The sequence below is a fragment of the Myxococcus hansupus genome, assembly GCF_000280925.3.
GTDB classification, from domain to species: Bacteria; Myxococcota; Myxococcia; order Myxococcales; family Myxococcaceae; genus Myxococcus; species Myxococcus hansupus.
In genome coordinates, this window is sequence record NZ_CP012109.1 from 7,029,601 (window position 1) to 7,045,704 (window position 16,104).

Annotated in this window: 13 protein-coding genes and 1 pseudogene; 9 read left to right on the forward strand and 5 right to left on the reverse strand. The window is 70.8% G+C overall.

Going from position 1 to position 16,104, the window contains the following annotated elements; all coding sequences use genetic code 11:
• Positions 1 to 41 precede the first annotated feature (41 nt).
• Positions 42 to 512 (forward strand): hypothetical protein, encoded by a 471-nt coding sequence (locus A176_RS27410; protein WP_002635403.1) that lies wholly within the window; start codon positions 42 to 44, stop codon positions 510 to 512.
• Between the two features lie 16 nt (positions 513 to 528).
• On the opposite strand, the pseudogene proB reads toward A176_RS27410, so the two are convergent.
• Positions 529 to 1,661: pseudogene (proB, locus tag A176_RS27415) on the reverse strand (glutamate 5-kinase).
• Between the two features lie 122 nt (positions 1,662 to 1,783).
• On the opposite strand from proB, the gene hflX reads away from it, so the two are divergent.
• A complete protein-coding gene (gene hflX / locus A176_RS27420) occupies positions 1,784 to 3,436 on the forward strand; it encodes a GTPase HflX (RefSeq protein WP_002635400.1) in 1,653 nt (550 codons plus the stop codon).
• A 55-nt stretch (positions 3,437 to 3,491) separates the two neighbouring features.
• Positions 3,492 to 3,923 (forward strand): hypothetical protein, encoded by a 432-nt coding sequence (locus tag A176_RS27425; protein ID WP_044889464.1) that lies wholly within the window; start codon positions 3,492 to 3,494, stop codon positions 3,921 to 3,923.
• Between the two features lie 6 nt (positions 3,924 to 3,929).
• Here A176_RS27425 and A176_RS27430 read toward each other — a convergent pair whose 3' ends face one another.
• The gene (locus A176_RS27430) at positions 3,930 to 4,937 is read right to left on the reverse strand and encodes an NAD(P)H-dependent glycerol-3-phosphate dehydrogenase (RefSeq protein WP_002635398.1); all 1,008 of its coding nucleotides are present in this window, start codon (positions 4,935 to 4,937) and stop codon (positions 3,930 to 3,932) included.
• A gap of 11 nt (positions 4,938 to 4,948) precedes the next feature.
• Positions 4,949 to 5,854, reverse strand: coding sequence for a hypothetical protein (locus A176_RS27435; RefSeq protein WP_002635397.1), 906 nt, complete (start codon positions 5,852 to 5,854; stop codon positions 4,949 to 4,951).
• 182 nt (positions 5,855 to 6,036) lie between these two features.
• Here A176_RS27435 and A176_RS27440 point away from each other — a divergent pair, with 182 nt between their 5' ends.
• On the forward strand, positions 6,037 to 6,639 hold the full coding sequence (locus A176_RS27440) for a hypothetical protein (protein ID WP_002635396.1): 603 nt from the start codon (positions 6,037 to 6,039) through the stop codon (positions 6,637 to 6,639).
• 24 nt (positions 6,640 to 6,663) lie between these two features.
• On the opposite strand, the gene A176_RS27445 is transcribed toward A176_RS27440, so the two are convergent.
• Positions 6,664 to 8,679: a c-type cytochrome gene (locus A176_RS27445; protein WP_002635395.1), complete on the reverse strand. Its 2,016-nt coding sequence runs from the start codon at positions 8,677 to 8,679 to the stop codon at positions 6,664 to 6,666.
• A gap of 242 nt (positions 8,680 to 8,921) precedes the next feature.
• Here A176_RS27445 and A176_RS27450 point away from each other — a divergent pair, with 242 nt between their 5' ends.
• The gene (locus tag A176_RS27450; protein ID WP_002635393.1) at positions 8,922 to 10,451 is read left to right on the forward strand and encodes a sensor histidine kinase; all 1,530 of its coding nucleotides are present in this window, start codon (positions 8,922 to 8,924) and stop codon (positions 10,449 to 10,451) included.
• Positions 10,448 to 11,146, forward strand: a complete 699-nt coding sequence (locus tag A176_RS27455; RefSeq protein ID WP_002635392.1) for a response regulator transcription factor — start codon at positions 10,448 to 10,450, stop codon at positions 11,144 to 11,146. Before A176_RS27450 ends, A176_RS27455 begins: the two co-directional genes overlap by 4 nt.
• 3 nt (positions 11,147 to 11,149) lie before the next feature.
• On the opposite strand, the gene A176_RS27460 is transcribed toward A176_RS27455, so the two are convergent.
• Positions 11,150 to 11,821 (reverse strand): class I SAM-dependent methyltransferase, encoded by a 672-nt coding sequence (locus A176_RS27460; protein WP_002635391.1) that lies wholly within the window; start codon positions 11,819 to 11,821, stop codon positions 11,150 to 11,152.
• Positions 11,822 to 12,057: 236 nt separating this feature from the next.
• On the opposite strand from A176_RS27460, the gene A176_RS27465 reads away from it, so the two are divergent.
• From A176_RS27465 to A176_RS27475, 3 genes are all read left to right on the forward strand, one after another.
• Positions 12,058 to 13,716, forward strand: a complete 1,659-nt coding sequence (locus A176_RS27465; protein WP_044889357.1) for a hypothetical protein — start codon at positions 12,058 to 12,060, stop codon at positions 13,714 to 13,716.
• 210 nt (positions 13,717 to 13,926) lie between these two features.
• Positions 13,927 to 15,291 (forward strand): sigma 54-interacting transcriptional regulator, encoded by a 1,365-nt coding sequence (locus A176_RS27470; RefSeq protein WP_002635389.1) that lies wholly within the window; start codon positions 13,927 to 13,929, stop codon positions 15,289 to 15,291.
• A gap of 137 nt (positions 15,292 to 15,428) precedes the next feature.
• Positions 15,429 to 16,073, forward strand: coding sequence for a DUF3332 domain-containing protein (locus A176_RS27475; RefSeq protein WP_002635388.1), 645 nt, complete (start codon positions 15,429 to 15,431; stop codon positions 16,071 to 16,073).
• Positions 16,074 to 16,104 lie beyond the last annotated feature (31 nt).

Here is a 16,104-nt window from a genome sequence, read left to right on the forward strand (position 1 = left end):
TTATTCCTGTGACATTCGGTGGAAGTGGAAGGGACCTCACGATGAACAGCATCTCCCTCGTCCGTAACGTGGTGGCCGGGCTGGCGATGCTCGTGGGTGTCACGGCCATGGCGGCGCCCGCCCCCGTGCGCGCCGAGCCCCTCTATTTCGCCGTGGAGGTCCGCCGCGACGGCCGCCTGGTCGCTCAGCCCAAGCTGCTGGGCGAGACGGGCCGCACCCTTCGCGCCGAGCGCCGCCGTCCTGGCGCGCCGGGCCCCGACTACCGGCTCGTCCTGACGCCCCGGGCGGAGGGCCAGTCCTTCCTCCTCCAGCTCGACCTGCAACTGCCCGAGGCCAAGGGCCACTCCGAGCTGGCGCTGCTGCACGGCCAGGAGCGCAAGCTCCAGTTGGGCCGCGTCCCGGGGGAGCTGGAAGTCTCCCTGCTGCTGATGCGGGTGGACTCGCCGGAGTTCCGCGCGCTGATGCAGCTCACCGAGGGCAGCGGCAAGGCCGTGTCCACGTCCTCCATCTAGGCCGCGCCCGAGGCGGCTACAGCACCGCCAAGTCGTCGCGGTGCACCGCCTCGTCCAGGTAGCGGTAGCCCAGCACCGCTTCGATGTCCGCGGTGTGCCGCCCGGCGATGCGCCGCAGCTCGTTGGCGTCGTAGGCGGACAGCCCCCGCGCGAACACGGCGCCGTGCGCGTCCGCCAGGTCCACCGGGTCTCCCCGGCCAAAGTCCCCGTCGACGTGCCGCACCCCACTGGGCAGCAGGCTCCGCTTGCCACCGACAATGGCCTCGCGCGCCCCCGCGTCCACCGTGAGCGTGCCCGCGCGCGCAGCGCATGGGCAATCCACGCGGCCCTCGCGCTGCGCCGCGTGCCCGTGGGCTCGAAGAGCGTTCCCACCACCGCCCCTTCCAGCACCGCGCGCAGGCGGCCGGGCACGGCCCCGGACGTAATCACGCAGCGGATGCCGGACTCGGACGCGCGCGCGGCGGCCCGCACCTTGGTGCTCATGCCGCCCGTCCCCACCTCGCTGGTGGTGCCCGTGGCCAGCGCCAGCACCTCCGGCGTCACCTGCATCACCGTGGACAGCAGCTCCGCCTCCGCGTCGCGCCGCGGGTCGCCGGTGTAGAGCCCCTCCACGTCCGACAGGAGGACGAGCGCGTCGGCCTCCACCACGCCCGCGACGAGCCCGGCGAGCGTGTCGTTATCGCCGAACTTCAGCTCGTCCACGGAGACGGTGTCATTCTCGTTGATGACGGGGATGACGCCGGCCGTCAGCAGCCGCTCCAGCGTGTGCTTCACGTTGAGGTACCGACGGCGCTCCTGCACGTCCTCGTGGGTGAGCAGCACCTGGGCCACCGGCTGCCCCCGCGCGGCGAAGGCCTCTTCGTAGGCCTGCATCAGGCGGCTCTGCCCCACCGCCGCGCACGCCTGCTTGCCTGGGATGTCGCGAGGGCGCGAGGGCAGGCCCAGCCGCTCGACCCCCAAGGCGATGGCCCCGCTGGACACGACCACCAGCTCCCGGTCCTGCGCGGCCCACAACAAATCCTGGCCCAACGCATCGAAGTGGGTGCGGTTGAAGCGCCCGGTGGCGTTCGTCAGCGCGTTGGTGCCGATTTTCACCACCACGCGCCGGGCGGTGCGCAAGGCGGTGCGTCCAGTGGAAATCGAACTCACGGGACGCCAGCGTAGGTCAGAAACGGAAGACGCGCGCGTCCGGCGTGTTTTCCCCACGGTCGCGGTCGTAAAGTCGCATCACGAAGCGGTGGGGGCCCCTGCCTCCGCCAGGAGAGCACGGTTTGAAGGAAATCTACGGCAACACCCTGGGCCTCAAGTCGAGCGAGCAGCAGCGACTGCGCAACACCTTCCGGCGGCGCGTCCCCCCGCACGAAATCGTGTCGCCCGAGCTTGCCCGTCACCTCACCGAGCTGTCGCGTGAGACGAACCGGCAGATGGGCGTGCTCATCAACCGGAAGGGTGAAATCGAGCACGTCGTCGTGGGCAACGCCCACAAGCTCGAGCTGCCCGACATCGGCCGCGCCCGTGCGGGCCAGATTCGTCTCCGTGGCCTGCGCCTCATCCACACCCACTTGAAGAGCGAGCCGCTCACCAAGGACGACCTCACGGACCTCGCGCTGCTGCGCCTGGACTGCGTGGCGGCCATTGGCGTGGGCGACGACGGCCTGCCCGGCGTCCTGCACTACGGCTACCTCGTCCCGGAGAACGGCACCGGCGAGTTCTGGCACGTGGAGACGCTGCCCTCCGTCCACGTCGAGCAGCCGGACCTGCTGGACACGCTGGGCGCGCTGGAAGAGGAGTTCAACCGCAAGGCGGCGTCGCGCCGCGTGGGCGGCCGCGAGAAGGCCATCCTCGTGGCGGTGTGCCTGGACGGCAACCGCGCCCGGGCCGAGTCCAGCCTGGCGGAGCTGAAGGAGCTGGCGCGCACCGCGGGCGTGGAGGTCCTCGACACGGTGCTCCAGGTGAAGCGGGAAGCGGACCCGCGCTACCTCATTGGCCGAGGCAAGCTGGAGGACCTCAACCTGCGCTCCATGCAGGCCATGGTGGACCTGCTCATCTTCGACAAGGACCTCACCCCGTCCCAGGGCCGGCACATTGGCGAGGCCACCAGCCTCAAGGTGCTGGACCGCTCGCAGCTCATCCTGGACATCTTCGCGCAGCGCGCGCAGAGCGCCGAAGGCAAGCTGCAGGTGGAGCTGGCACAGCTCAAGTACCGGCTGCCAAGGCTGGTGCAGAGCGACGACTCGCTCAGCCGGCTCATGGGCGGCATCGGCGGCCGGGGCCCTGGCGAGACGAAGCTGGAAATCGACCGCCGCCGCGTGCGCGAGCGCATCACGCATCTGGAGAAGCGCATCGACGCGATTGGCCGCGAGCGCAGCGTGCGCCGGGCCCAGCGCAACCGGCGCGAGCTGCCCGTCATCTCCATTGTCGGCTACACCAACGCCGGCAAGTCCACGCTCCTCAACGCGATTACCAACGCCGAGGTGCTGGCGGAGAACAAGCTGTTCGCCACGCTGGACCCCACCAGCCGGCGGCTGCGCTTCCCGCAGGAGCGCGAGGTCATCATCACCGACACGGTGGGCTTCATCCGCGACCTGCCCAAGGACCTGGTGGCGGCCTTCCGCGCCACGCTGGAGGAGCTCTACGACGCCAGCCTGCTGCTGCACGTGGTGGACGCGGCGGACCCCGCACGCGACGAGCAGGTGGAGGCGGTGGAGAACATCCTCGACTCGTTGGACCTGATGGAGAAGCCGCGCCTCATGGTGTGGAACAAGGCGGACCTGCTGCCACCCGACGAGGTGGAGGCGCTGCTGCGCACCCAGGGCGGCGTGGCCATCAGCGCCGCGACGCGCGAGGGCCTGGCGACGCTGCTGGCCAAGGCGGACACCACGCTGTTCGCCGAGGGCGCCACCGAGGCCATGGGCGCCGTCTGAGCTCCAGCGGTTGCCGCGCGGGCACGGCTCCCCGTAGAGTCGGGGGGCCGTGTCGATTTCCACGCTCTCGCCCCTTCCGCTGCTGCTCGCCCAGGCTCCCGACGACTACGCGAAGCCTGTGTCCTCCTTGTCGCCGAAGTACTTCGAGCTGCTGGAGCAGAACAGCCACATCATCTACCCCGCGATCGCCATCCTGACGCTGGTCCTCATCGCCGCGGGCATCCTCCAGGCCTGGCGGACCCAGGACCTGGACGGCCTGCAGAAGAACGAGTTCAAGCGCGCCATCGTCAACGAGCTGCGCCGCAACATCAGCGGCATGCCCGGTGACTTGCTGGCCAAGTCCGTGGGGCTGGACCGGCTCAAGACGAACCGGCTGCTGGAGCAGATGCAGAACGAGGGGCTGGTGGTGAGCCACACCAACTCCCAGCGCCTCACCGTGTGGCGCGTGCGCGGCGCGGCGCCGGAAGCCGCCGCCCGCCGCTACTGACGCGCCTCAGGCGCCCGACAGCTCGGACTTCGGCTGGCGCGTCATCAGGTCCACCACCGCCGTGCGGGCGCTCTTGCCCTCGTGGGCAATCAGGTACACCTGGTGGCAGATGGGCAGCTCCACGCCCGTCTTCTGCTCCAGCTCGTGCGCGCTGCGGGCCGTCTTCACGCCTTCGGCCACTTCCTTCATGTCCGCGAGGATGTCCGGCAGCTTGCGGCCCTTGCCCAGCTCCATGCCCACGTGCCGGTTGCGGCTCAGCTCGCCGGTGCACGTGAGCACCAGGTCGCCCATGCCGGACAGGCCGGACAGCGTCAGCGGGTTGGCGCCCTTGCGCACCGCCAGGCGCGTAATCTCCGCCAGGCCGCGGGTGATGATGGCCGCGCGCGCGTTGTGGCCCATGCCCAGCCCGTCCGCCATGCCCGCGGCGATGGCGATGACATTCTTCAGCGCGCCGCCGTACTGCACGCCCACCACGTCCGTGGACGTGTAGCTGCGGAACGTCTCCGTCTGCAGCGCCTTCTGGCAGCGCACCGCCACCTTGTCCCAGTGGGACGCGATGGTCACCACCGTGGGCATGCGCCGCGCCAGCTCCTTGGCGAAGCTGGGGCCGGACAGCACCGCGAGGTACGGATGGAACTCCTCCGGCAGGCAGTCCTCCAGCAGCTCCGTCATCGTCAGCAGCGTGCCGTTTTCGATGCCCTTCGACACCGTGACGATGGGCACGTGGCGCGGCAGGAAGGCCTGCGCCTTCGCCACCACCTCGCGCGTGGCGTGGCTGGGCGTGGCCAGCACCACCAGCTCCGAGCCCTCGAGCGCCTCCTGGAGGCTGTTCGTCGCGCGCACCCGCTCCGAGATGGGGATGCCCTTCAGGTACGCGGGGTTCTCATGCTGGGTGTTGATGGCCTCCACGACGGCCGGCTCCCGTCCCCAGAGGCGCACCTCCTCGCAATTCACCGCGAGCACGTTCGCCAGGGCGGTACCGAAGGAGCCGGAGCCAATGACACTGCCACGCATGAAAGACCTCGCTAGAAACCCGTGACGACGCCAAAGGAGACGACGGGCATGAAGTTCGCTTCGCCGGGCCGGGTGCGGATGTCCCCGCCCAGCGTCACAGCGTAGGACGTTTTCTCGCTCACGGGGACCTCCGCGCCCACCCGGAGGGGAAACGCGCTGGAGAACACCACGTCCGGAGGCAGCCCGCCCAGCGGCGTGCCCTGGACGGGCTCGGTGTCCAGCGCGAGCAGGTAGCGCGCGTCGAGGAACAGTCGAGGCGCCCGGGCCCCCGCGAACTGGAAGCTGCCGACGATGCCAGGCAACACGTTCCAATTGCGGCGGCCACTGACGTGACGCGCGCCCCGCTCCTCCACGCTCGCGGGCCGCAGGAAGAAGGCGTGGCTGCCCTCCACCACCAGCCCCAGACTCCACCGGTCGCCGCCGTCCAACACCCTCCACCGCGCGCCGACGCGAAGCTCGTTCATCAGCCCGTACACACTGTCCAGGCCCACCAGCGCGTCCACGCGGCGCGCGAGCCCCAACGCGACGCGCGCCGTCACGGACGGAAAGCCCAGGGACAACCCAGCCGCCATGCCGCCCGCGCCCACCGTCTGGGCTCCCAGCAGGCTCACCCGGTTGGGCGCGCGCGGCGGCGGAGGAGCGACGGGGGGCGGCTCGGGCTCGGGCAAGGGGACCTCGCGGACGGGCACCAGCGGAGGGACCTCTGGCATCCGGGGCAGCGCGGCCGCGTCCTCCTGGGATTGAGGCACCGCGGTGGTTCCCGGAAACGCCTCCCAGGACGCGTCGTCGGGCGCCGCGTTTCGCGGAGGCGCGGAGACCTCCGTGCCGGGTGCCTTCGTGGCGCCCTCCTCCGGGCGCGCCTGGGCGTCCGCCGCCAGGGCGAGCACGAGCAGCGCGAGGGAGGGAGCGGAGGCCATGGGAGCGGGCGGCAGCTTAGTCCAGCGGGTTCGGAAGGCACGAGGCCCGCTCGCCTGCCGGGCCCCCTGCCCGCCGCTGCGTCAGGAAGCGGTCAGCGGCGTGTGGGAAACGTCCCCGCGAGGGACTTCCTCCGGTCTACCATCCGCGCCGCTTCGGCAGGCGCACAAGGGAGTCACACGGGATGAGGGCTGGAGGGCGCGCGGCATTCTTCATGGCACTGGCGCTGGTGGGGTGCCGAAGCCGTCCCGCGGACCCGCCCGCGGAGGACGCTGGCAACCTCCCGCCCCCCGTCACACGCACGGCGCTCCCCGACTGTGACGTGCTGCTCCCCGCCGACGACCGCGAGCTGATGCTGCCCGGCTTCACCATGACGCAGGAGCGGAGCTGCCCCACCTGCGGCCCGCTGTGCGCCTTCCGCTCGGAGTCGGAGCCGGGCGTCGCCGTCTCCATCACCTGGGACTGCAACACCCGCCATCCCCAGGCGGACCTCCACGGCTTGATGGCGCCCTCGCTCCAGGCGGGCGGCGTGGAGGTCCCCGCGCTCGGCCGCGCCGCGGTGCGCCGGACGCCCGCGCAGGGCATGTCCCAGGTTCTCGCATGGGATGACGACACGGATTGCGCGGTCGTCGTCACCTGGCTCGGCGGAGAAACGGAGCGGGCCGTGGACGTGGCGCGCTCCGCCCTCATCGCCACCACGCCCGCCGTCCTCGATGCGGGGACGGCCACCGGCGACGACGCGGACGCGGGCGAGCCGGACGCCGGTGACGCCTTGAAGGCGCCCTGACCCGGGCGCCTTCAGGGCCTTGGACTACAGCGAGAGCAGGTACTCCACGAGGTCGTCGACCTCCGCGTCGGAGAGCCGCGCCGTCATGCCGTGCTGGTTCGACTCACGCCCTTGCAGCAGCCGGTCCTTCAGCGACAGCGCGCTGCCGTCATGCAGGTAGGGCGCGGTGCGGGCCAGCCCCAGGAGCGACGGGGTGTTGAGCCCCTGCTTGCGCACCGCCGCGTTGTCCTGCAACGGCCCCGTCGTGACGAAGGTGCCCACGTCGGCCTGCGCGTTGTTGGTGAAGAGCGCGCCTTCGTGACAGGCGTTACACGCGGCCTTCTGGAACGCCACCGCGCCTCGCGCCTGCGCGTCCGTGAGCCCCTCATGCTTGTGGGGGTTGTCGGGCGCGGGCAGCACGTCCATGAACTCCGACAACTGCGCCACCATGACGCCATCCAGAATCGTCCCGCCCATGCGGTGACGGACGGTGGCGTCCAGGAAGTCGCGCATCGTGGAGAACTCGCCGCTCCAGTGGAACGGGCCCGTCTGCGTCATGGCGCGGCCGGCGAGGCTCGGCGTCTGCCGCGGCCCGTCCGGGAAGCCCCACACGTGCCCATCCTCACGGCCGTCCGGATGACAGCTCGCGCAGGACGCGCCCACCGAGGTGCTGGCCATGCGCGAGTCCAACGCGCTGAAGAACAGCTTGCGCCCCGCCACTTCCTGGGGCGCCAGGGTGTCTCCCGCGATGGACACCGCCGGCCCGTCCGCGCGGATGTTGGCGTTGTTGCCCGAGCCGTCATTCACCAGCGTCGTCACGCTGTGGTCGAACGCGTTGTGGACGAAGGCCCTGCGCCCATCCCGCGTCATCGCGATGCCGGTAGGCCCCGAGCCCACGCGCACCAACTGCCGCACCGTGCTGCCCATGCTCGGCGCCAGGTCCGAACCGGAACGGCGCCCCGTGGGGATGATGGCGACGTTGTCCGTCTCCCGATTCACCACGAAGACCCAGAGGCCCGTCGGGTCCACCACCGCCGCCGCCGGCCCCTGGATGGGGTGCGTCAGCTCGGGGCTGATGATGGTGGAGGGCGCGAAGTCCGGCGGGAGGTCCGGCGGCGGACGGCACTGGTCCAGGTCATCCACGCGGGGCGAGCCCGTGTCCGTATCGAAAGTCACGAGCCCTGGCGCCACCACGCCGCCCGTGTTGCAGGGCCCTCCCCCACCGTAGAGCGAGCCGCCCGTGGGCGGGTTCGGCGTCCCCTCGGGAGACAGGGGGTCCTCGCGAGCCCACATCACCGTCGCCAGCGCGCGCTCACCATCCGGCGTCACCGACACCGTCGTCATGCTCCGGGGGTGGAAGCGGGGATTCACGAGCGACGACGGGGGCACCGGCTCCAGCCCGGATGGCGACGCCGTCACCCCCGTCTGGAGGTTGGCGCGCGCGTACAGGTCCGTGCCTTCACGCGCCACCCGGGGCCGGTCGGCGCTGGAGACGTCCACCGCGACGATGTCGCCCTGACGAAAGCGCGTCACGAGCGCGCGGCGGCCACCGTCCACCAGCGCGATGCCGCGGGGCTCATCCCCCACCGGCAGCTCCCAGCGCACCGCCAGCGAGCGCGTGTCCACGGCCATCAGCGAGCCGTGCCGCGAGGTCTCCAACGCGGTGCTGTTGACCACGTACAGCGTGTCCCCCGTGGGCGCCACCGCCAGCCCCACGGGCTCCACGCCCACCGCGATGCGCGCCGCCTCGTTCCAGTCACCCCGGCGGATGACAGACACGCTGCGCGAGCCCCGGTTGGAGACATAGATGGTGTCGTCCGGCCCCACCGCCACGCGCTCAGGCAGCAGGCCCACCTTCACCTCGCCCACCTTCTCGCGACGCGCTGTGTCCAACACGGCGAGGATGCCGTTGTCGGCGTCCACCACGTAGAGGAAGGCATCATCCCGGCTGAGCGCCACCGAGCCCGAGGCCTGCGTCCAGGTCGCCTGGGCTTCGCGGTCTTCACACGCCGACACCCCGAGCGCCGACGCCAGCACCGCCGCCAGTATCCGCCGTCTCATGGAGGGGATTCCTTCCTCGCAGCCGCCGGTCCCGGAGGGCTTCAGGCGTCTGCGTCCTGAGCGGAGAAAAAGGCGGCCGGCCCACGTCGCACGCCTACCCCGCGACCGCACATGCTTGCACCAGAACGCTTCCGAAGTCGATGCCGTCCGCCCACCGGGGTGGGTGGCGAACACGGCGCCCGGCCACCGGGGGCGAAACGCCACGAGCGTGTAGCGCCGGGTGGGAGTAAAGGAGAGGGGCCGTGTCCCGCACACCCCCACGCTTCCTCAATTTCCGGCGCACGTTCGCCCTCCTCATCCTCCTGGTGGTCCTGCCATCGGCGGGACTGTCTGGCTTCGGCGTGGTGGCCATCATCAACGAGCGCGCGGCCGTGGAGAAACGGCTGGAGGCGGCCTGGCGCGGCACGCTCGAATCGCTGTCGGAGGAGCTGCCCCGCGTCCTGGCCTCCGCGAGCCTGGAAGAGCTGGATGGACAGCTCCAGTTCGTGCTGCCCGACGGCGCGCGTGTCTCCGAACCCGGAGGCGCCTTCCAGATGGCGGACGGGCAGATTCGCACGCAGGACACCCAGTTGAACGAGGCGCTCACCACCGTGCTGCCGGAAGCCGGTGGCCTGCCCACCGAGCCCACCGTCTTCTCCCTCACGGCGGGCGGGCGCGCGGTGCTGGTGGCCGCCGAGCGGCGGGGCGGCGTGGTGTACGGCGTCCGGTTGTCCGTGCAGGCCCTGGAGGCACAGCTCGCCGAGCGCGTGGACTCTCGCGCCGTCAGCAGCGAACCGGTGCGCTTCGCGCTGCTGCCCGTGCCCCGGGACGTCTCCGAAGGGGGGCTGATGGGACGGCTGGTGTCCGAGGTCGCGCAGGCCCGCGCGAGCGCCCTGGGTCCCACGGGCCTGGCGGAGCGGGTGCTGTCCTCGCCGCTCCAGGACTTCCGGCTGGTGGTGCTCCCCACGGGCGAGGACCCGGTGGTCCGGGCCTCCACGCGCAACCGCGTGCTGTACGGCGTGCTGCTGGGCCTGTTCTACCTGACGCTGACGTTCGGCGTCGTCTACACCGGCCGCGCGCTCTACCGCGAGGCGCAGTTGTCGCGGATGAAGACCGACTTCGTGTCGCTGGTGAGCCACGAATTGCGCACGCCGCTCACGTCCATCCGGATGTTCATCGAGACGCTCGCCCTGGGCCGGCTGAAGGACCCGGCGCAGATGCAGGAGGTGCTCAACCTCTTGATGCGCGAGACGGAGCGGCTGTCCATCTTCGTCGAGCGCGTGCTGGACTGGGCCCGCATCGAAGGGGGCCGCAAGGTGTACCAGCGCGAGGTGGTGCAGGTGCCGGAGCTGGTGGGCGCGGCGGTGGAGGCCTTCCGCACGCAGCGGATGGAGGACGGCGTGGACCTGTCCGTGGACGTGTCGGAGGGGCTCCCCGCCGTCGACGTGGACCGGGCCGCGGTGGCCGGCGCGCTGCTCAACCTGCTGCAGAATGCCTACAAATACAGCGGGCCGGAGAACCGCCGCATCACCCTGCTGGCGCGCGGCGGCGGCAAGTGGGTGGACCTGTCCGTGGAGGACAACGGCGTGGGCATCGCGGCCAAGGAGCGCAAGCGCATCTTCGAGCGCTTCTACCGCGTGGACAACCTGCTCACGCGCAAGACGGAAGGCAGCGGGCTGGGACTGGCCATCGCCCGGCGCATCATTGAAACCCACGGAGGCCGCATCTCCGTGCAGAGCGAGCCCGGCAGGGGCAGCCGCTTCACCATCCACCTCCCGGCGGGGAAGGCATGAGCGACAAGACGCGGAGCATCCTGGTCGTGGAGGACGACCTGTCCATCCTCACCGGCCTGTCCATGAACCTGCGCTTCGAGGGCTACGAGGTGCTCCAGGCCCAGGATGGCCGCACCGGCCTGGCCCGCGCGCTCGACGAGGCGCCGGACCTCATCGTGCTGGACGTCATGCTGCCGGAGCTCAACGGCTTCGAGGTCCTCAAGGAGCTGCGCCAGCGGGGCCGGGACACCCCCGTCGTCGTGCTCTCCGCCAAGGGCATGGAGACGGACAAGATTCTGGGCCTCAACCTGGGCGCGGATGACTACGTGGTGAAGCCCTTCGGGCTCCAGGAGCTGCTGGCCCGCATCAAGGCCGTGCTGCGCCGCCGCTACCCGTCCGCGGGCGCGGGCGCGCCGCCGCCAGTGACGTTCGGTGACGTGAGCGTGGACATGGCCGCCCGCACCGTGGCCCGCGCGGGGACGCCGGTGGAGCTCACCGCGCAGGAGTTCAAGCTGCTCGCGCACTTCCTCGCGCACCCGGGCCGCACCTTCACCCGCGAGGAGCTGCTGTCCGGCGCGTGGGGCTACCACTACGAGGGCAGCGCCCGCACCGTGGACAACTTCATGCGCCAGCTCCGCCTCAAGTTCGAACCCGACCCGGAGGCGCCCCGCCACTTCCTCACCGTGCGCGGACTGGGCTACCGCTTCGAGCGCTGACGCTCACGGCCCGGCGATGCCGATGTGACGCGAGTCCTCCAGGTCGAAGGGCTTGCCGTCGAAGCGGCCGTAGCGCTCGCGCGGCACGAGCCCCGCGGACGTGAGCGCCGCGTCCAACTCCTCTGGCGAGAAGTGCCGCAGCTTCAAGCGGCGGATGGCGCTGGGGCCTCCGGGCTGCTGCCGCTCGCGCAGGTGGCGAGAGAAGAGCGGGCGGCGGGGCTCCAGGCCGGCGCTGGGGGCCTCGTCGTCCCGTGGGAGCACCGGCTCACGGGGCGTGTTGAGCACGTCGTAGACGAAGGAGCCGTTCGGCGTGAGGTGATGCCGCACGGTGGCGAGCAGGGCCTCCAGGTCCTCCCGGCCCGGCATCAACCCCAACGCGTGCTGGGGCGCGAGCACCAGGGGGAAGCGCTCGGACAGGCGCAGCGAACGGAGGTCCGCCACCTCGAAGCGAACGCGGTGGGCGACTTCCGCGGGCACCGAGGCGCGCTGCTCCTCGGCGGAGCGAATCATCACCTCCGACGGGTCCACACCCACCGCCGCGTAACCATGCTCGGCCAGGGCCCACACCACCCGGCCATTGGCGGCGCCCAGCACCAACACGGGTCCACCGTGTTCGGCCGCCTGGCGTGTGTAGAAAACGAGGTCCGGTTCCTGCTCGACAAGAGAAAGTGGCATCCGGCCCCGCGCGTCGTGACCACCCATTCCAGGAAGGAAGTAGCACGAATCCCGCCCCGCCCGGGACAGGCACGTACACACGGTGGGAAGCCGATTGCCCACACCCTGTCCGGCGCACGACGCACACACCCCGCGTCCAGGCGGGGACGTGCTGGCACCGTCCTTGCGAACGAGTGGGGCTGAACATGACGGCCCACTTCGGGCCAGTCTGCTTTTCAGCAGGGGACGGTGACCAGATGAAGCGCGGATGGGGATGGGCGGGCGCGCTCTGCGTGGCGGGCGCGGTGTGGACGACGGGCTGTGGCTCCGGAAACGGCGCGGGTGGCGCCGAGGACATGGACACCCCACCCCTGGAATCCCCCAATGGTCCGGAAGGCGATGCAGGCACGCCAGACTCGGGTACGCCGGATGCGGGGCCAGGCGCTCCAGACGGCGGCGGTGAGCCCGACTCGGGGATGCCCGACGACGGTGGCACCCCGGACGATGGCGGCACGCCCGACGACGGCGGCACGCCGGATGACGGCGGCACGCCGGACGGTGGGCCCGTCGAGGTGCCCCTGCCCACGCCTTCCTCGGCGGGCTGGGAGTTCTTCGGTCGCGACGCCGGCGGCCCTCGCTTCCTCTACGGCGCGAGCGCGGATGCCTCCGGCAACATCTGGGTGGCGGGCGGCGAAGAAGGGCTCTTCCTGATGAAGAAGGGTGAGCGGACCTTCCAGCGCTTCACCATGGCGGACGGCCTGCGGCCCTATGGCTACATGCCGGACGGCAGCGCGCCGCCGGGGCCCAAGTACCTCAAGGTCATCTCCGTGGCGGGCGCGTGGAACGACACCGTCTTCGTCGGCTACGAGGGCATGCCGGGCGACGGCGCGCTCCACTGCGAAAACAACTGGGACAGCAACGTCAAGGACCCCGCCCGCTACAAGAGCGGCGACGCGGACCGCGTGTCGCTGCGCGCGGACGGCACGCTGGACGTCGTGCACTACGACATCTCCTCGGGACCGAACGTCGTCAAGGATGAGCCGCCTGGACGGGAGAAGCTCTGCAGCATCTGGCGCCTGGCCTACGACCAGCGCACCAACAGCATCTGGTTTGGCGCCAACCACGGCTTCGCGCGCGGTGACGCGGACTACCGAGGCAACCCGACGTGCAATGGACAGCTCCTGTGCTCGGGCGTGGAGGAGCATTCGCACCCGGGCGTCAACGGGTACGTCTACGCCGACCCGGCGGGCGATCGTCAGCGGCACGGAGAGAACCGCAGCCAGTGGAGCGTGCGAGGCGCGCTGCTCACGGATGCGTACTACGGCCTGGGCGTCCGCCCGGATGGAGACGTCTGGATTGGCGGCGCCAACCGGACCACGCGCTACTTCTACGGTTCCGTCGGCAAGGACTTCTGGGAGGGGCAGAAGCGCACGGAGCAGGCCCCCTATGCGTGGAACCGCATCGACATCTGGCGTGACGCCGTGGGCGAGGAAAGCTACTCCCGGCCCGAGCAGCGCACGGATGACCTGGTCTCCGGCATCGCGGTCGTGGGCTCCTCCGCCTGGGTGGGATCCTTCGCCAATGGCATCGCCGAACTCAACGACAGCGGCCAGGTGGTGCGCACGCTGAAGAACGAGCTGGCCGCGCCGCACGTGGCCAGCGTGGCCGCGGACCCGGTCAACGGCAGCATCTGGGCTGGTCACAGTTGGGGCGGCGGACTCTCTCGCGTCCAGGGTGGCTCGGTCGCCCACTACGGGCTCTCCGTCCTCGGCCGCGAGCTGTCCTCCATGCGCGTGCCGGACATCCAGGTGGACAGCACCGGCCCGCGCCGCCGCATGCTGGTCACCTTCCAGGGCGCCACGCTGGGTGACGGCACGGTGATGCCGGGCACCCTCGGCATCTACTCCGGGGACTGAGCAGGACAGCGAACGGGTACACCACGGGCGGCGGCCGGGCTCCTTCTGGGAGGCCCGGCCGTCGTCATTTCGATTTCGCGGGGGGCCTTGGAGTCATCCCAGACCGGGCCACGGCCCCTGCCCGCGCACGGCCGGCCGCTGGGCGACCATCGTCCCACGGGACAGGAAGTCACCACGAAGCGCGAAGCCGTCCTAGAATCCCCGCCGGCCATGCCCGCTCTTCCCCCCGCCCCCATCCCTTCGCACACCGTCATTGGCGCACGGACGCAAGGGGAGCGGCTCTCCGCGCAGCTCTTCCATCTGGTCCTGCTGGACACCGAGCGTGCCGGCACCGTCTTCCCCCTGGCCAACGAAGCCCTCCGCGTGGGCAAGGCCGCGGACAACGACGTCGTCATCGACCACCCCACCGTGAGCCGCAACCACCTGGTGGTGCGCCGCCAAGGGGACCGCTTCCTCGTCCAGGACCTGGGCTCCACCAACGGCACCTTCCTTGACGGCGCCCAGGTGAGAGAGGCCTTCCTCCGCCCCGGCGCCCTGCTGGAGGTCGGCGACGTCCGGCTGCGCTTCAGCCCCCAGGTCTCCCCCGTGCAGGTGGAGCCCATCCTCGAGGACCGGCTGGGCGACCTCGTGGGCCGCAGCCTGCCCATGCGGCAGATTTTCGCGCTGCTCCAGCGCATCGCCCCCACCGACTCCACCCTGCTGCTGGTGGGCGAGACAGGCTCCGGCAAGGGCGCCGCCGCCAAGGCCATCCACAAGCTCAGCCCTCGCGCGAGCGGGCCGCTCGTCGTGTTCGACTGCGCCAGCGTCTCCGACTCGCTCATCGAGAGTGAGCTGTTCGGCCACGAGAAGGGCGCCTTCACCGGCGCGGTGAGCCAGCGCATCGGCTGCCTGGAGCGCGCCAACGGCGGCACCCTCTTCCTGGACGAAATCGACGACCTCGCGCTGGACCTCCAGCCCAAGCTGCTGCGCGCCATCGAGGACCGGGAGTTCCGCCGGCTCGGCGCGTCCTCGCCCATCTCCTTCGACGCGCGCATCATCGTCGCCAGCAAGAAGGACCTGTGGGCGGAGACGCAGGCGGCCCGCTTTCGCGAGGACCTCTACTTCCGCCTCTCCGTCTTCACCGTCAGCCTGCCGTCGCTGAGAGACCGCAAGGAGGACATCCCCCTGCTCGTGGATGCCTTCGCGGGCGAGGGACTGTGGCCCCGGCTACCGGAGAAGATTCGCGAGCAGTTCACCGGGCACACGTGGCCGGGCAACGTGCGCGAGCTGCGCAACGCCCTGGAGCGCGCCCGGCACATGGTGGACATCCCCGAGCTGGCCGGGGACACCCTGCTGCGCGAGTTCACCCGCGAGGCCCCCGCCGCCGCGGGCGACTCGCTCCCGGTGGAGTTCACCGGCCCCTTCAAGGTCTGCAAGGACGAGCTCATCCGCGCCTTCGAGCGCGAGTACCTCACCCGGCTCCTGGGCCGCGCCAAGGGCAACATCGCCCGCGCCGCGCGCGAGGCTGAGCTGGACCGGAAGCACCTGTACTCGCTGCTCCACAAGTACGGACTCGTTCAAAGCGAGACGGACTGAGCCGCCCGCAACACTCGGGCGGGCCCGACTGGCCAACAGCGGACGGAGTGAGGAAGCGGCTCGTGACAGCCCTGAGGGCCGTGGCATGTTCGCGGCGCACTCGGAGTCAAGCCTCCCCCCTCTAGGAGTCGCCAAGAATGAAGCGTCCGTCTCCCTGGCTCGCCATGCTGTTCGCCGGTTTCATGTCCATGCACGCCACTGGCTGCTTTGGAAAGTTCTCGCTCACGCAGAAGATCTGGAACTTCAACAAGAACATCTCCGGCAACAAGTTCGTCCAGTGGCTGATGTTCCTCGTGCTGAGCATCATCCCCGTCTACGGCCTGGGCGTGTTCATCGACGCCATCGTCATCAACAGCATCGAGTTCTGGACGGGCAACAACCCGGTCGCCAGCGTGGACGGCGGCGACAACAACACCCGCATCGTGAAGCTGAGCCCCACGGACACGCTGCGCCTGTCGCGCGACGTGGAGACCGGCGTCATGCGCATGGAGCTGGAGCGCGAGGGCCACGAGACGATGGTCCGCTACTTCGAGCCGCTCGAGGACGGCATGGTCGTCCGTGACGACGCGGGCGCGCTGCTCATCCAGGCCCAGGAGGCCGCGGACGGCGACGTGGCCATCACCGACGCCACCGGCACCACCCTGACGGTTCACGCCCGCGACGCGCTGGCCGTGGCCCGCCGCGTGTACGAAGAGGGCGGCGCGCAGGCCCTCGCCCAGCACACCGTGGCCCAGGCCTCCGTGGCCCAGGGGCTCGCGAGCAACACCTGCGTGGCCCGGTAGTCACCGAGGCAGCCACCTGTTCGGAAATGTC